The following is a 2231-nucleotide window of genomic DNA, read 5'->3' on the forward strand; positions in this document are numbered from 1 at the left end:
TGTGCTTCAGCGGCATCATCGTGCTGGCCCTGGCGCTGATCTGGCGTCAGCTCAAACGCCGCTAACAAGCCTTCTCCAGGTGCCCATATAGCATGCGCCTGATACAAGTCAAAGCATGACGGTTCAAGCGCTGGCGCGGCGCCAGGCTTGCTCTGGTTAAGCGATCTTCTTGACCAGCACCTGGCTCTTGCGATTCCAGTTGTATTTGCGTTTGCGTGCCTCGGGCAGCCAGTCCGGGTCGACCAGCACGAAGCCGCGTTTCAGGAACCAGTGCGTGGTGCGGGTCGTCAGCACAAAAATGCTGTCCAGGCCAGCCGCTCTGGCACGTTGCTCTATGCGTTTCAGGATGCGCTCGCCGTCACCCTGGCCCTGCACCTGGGGTGACACGGTGAGGGCCGCCATTTCGGCAGTTTTGCCTTCGGGGTAGGGATACAGCGCGGCGCAGGCAAAGATCACGCCGTCGTGCTCGATCACCGTGTAGTTGCCGACATCGCGCTCGATCTCGGTGCGGCTGCGCTTGACCAGGGTGCCGTCTTTCTCAAACGGCTCGATCAAGTGCAGGATGCCGCCGACGTCGTCCACCGAGGCTTCACGCAGGCTCTCCAGTTTTTCGTCCACCACCATGGTGCCGATGCCATCGTGCACATACACCTCCAGCAAGATAGCGCCATCCACGGCAAACGGGATGATGTGGCTGCGCTCGACACCGTTCTTGCAGGCCGTGACGCAGTGCTGCAGGTAAAACGCCGTGTCCGTGGGCTGGTTGGGCGCCGGCAACTCGGCCAGCAGCTTTTCGGCGGCGGCCAATGGCAGCTCGGTATCGATCGGGTTGTCTTCGCCCTCGGGCTGCCCCGGCTGGATGCGGATGCCCGGGATCTCGGTCACGAAAATGAGCTTGTCAGCCTGCAAGGCGGTGGCCACCGAGGTGGCGACTTCTTCCATGTTCAGGTTGAAGGCCTCGCCCGTGGGCGAAAAGCCAAAGGGCGACAGCAGCACCATGGCGCCAAAGTCCAGCGTGCGCGTGATGCCCGCCACGTCCACCTTGCGCACCAGACCCGAGTGCTGGAAATCCACCCCATCCACAATGCCGACCGGGCGCGCCGTGAGAAAGTTGCCCGAAATCACCCGCACCGTCGCGCCGGCCATGGGCGTGTTGGGCAGACCCTGGCTGAAGGCGGCTTCGATCTCGTAACGCAGCTGGCCGGCAGCCTCTTGCGCGCAGTCCAGCGCCACCTCATCCGTGACCCGCATGCCGTGCGAATAACGCGGCGCATGGCCCTTGGCCTTGAGCTGTTCATTCACCTGCGGGCGAAAACCATGCACCAGCACCACTTTGACGCCCATGCTCTGGATCATCGCCAGGTCTTGCGCGATATGGTGCAGCTTGCCCGCGGCAATGGCCTCGCCCGCGATGCCCACCACAAAGGTCTGGTTGCGAAATTTATGGATATAGGGCGCCACCGAACGGAACCAGGGCACGAAGGTGAAGTTGAAAACGGAGGACATGCAGACAGGGCCGGGTAGTGGTGGAAAGACAGGTACAAGGGACGAGGATAATCACCGATTCTCTACGAAGTTATTGCCTTGACTGCTACGCCCCTCCAAATCGAGTTTCCAGAATCCCTCCCCGTATCGGGCAAACGTGACGAGATCATGGCCGCCATGGCCGAGCATCAGGTCATTATTGTGTGCGGCGAAACCGGCTCCGGCAAGACCACCCAGCTGCCCAAGATCGCGCTGGCCATGGGGCGCGGCAAGCTGAACTACCCGCCCGGTCGGGGCAAGCTGATCGGCCACACGCAGCCGCGCCGTATCGCCGCCAGCAGCGTGGCCAAGCGCATTGCCGAGGAGCTGAAAACCACGCTGGGCGACGTGGTCGGTTTCAAGGTGCGGTTTCAGGACCGCCTGAGCCGCGATTCATCGGTCAAGCTGATGACCGACGGCATCTTGCTCGCCGAGACGCAGACTGACCCGCTGCTAAAAGCCTACGACACCATCATCATTGACGAGGCGCATGAGCGTTCGCTCAACATTGATTTCCTGCTGGGCTACCTGCGCCAGATTTTGCCGCGCCGTCCCGATCTGAAGATTGTGGTGACCTCGGCTACTATCGACGCCCAACGTTTTGCCGACCACTTTGCCAGTAGAAATGGCCCGGCGCCGGTCATCATGGTGTCGGGTCGCATGTTCCCGGTGGAGCAGCGCTACCGGCCGTTTGAAGAATCGCGCGA

General features: G+C 61.8%; 2 protein-coding genes. One reads left to right on the forward strand and one right to left on the reverse strand.

Features of this window, described 5'->3' with window-relative positions:
• Nucleotides 1–156: 156 nt before the first annotated feature.
• Nucleotides 157–1506 (reverse strand): amino-acid N-acetyltransferase, encoded by a 1350-nt coding sequence (gene argA, locus B3V69_RS06485; protein WP_296444891.1) that lies wholly within the window; start codon nucleotides 1504–1506, stop codon nucleotides 157–159.
• A gap of 78 nt (nucleotides 1507–1584) precedes the next feature.
• Here argA and B3V69_RS06490 point away from each other — a divergent pair.
• On the forward strand, nucleotides 1585–2231 hold a 647-nt coding region (locus B3V69_RS06490), incomplete at its 3' end, for a DEAD/DEAH box helicase (protein ID WP_414707475.1).

Source organism: Rhodoferax sp. UBA5149, assembly GCF_002413825.1.
In the GTDB taxonomy this organism is placed as follows: domain Bacteria; phylum Pseudomonadota; class Gammaproteobacteria; order Burkholderiales; family Burkholderiaceae_C; genus Rhodoferax.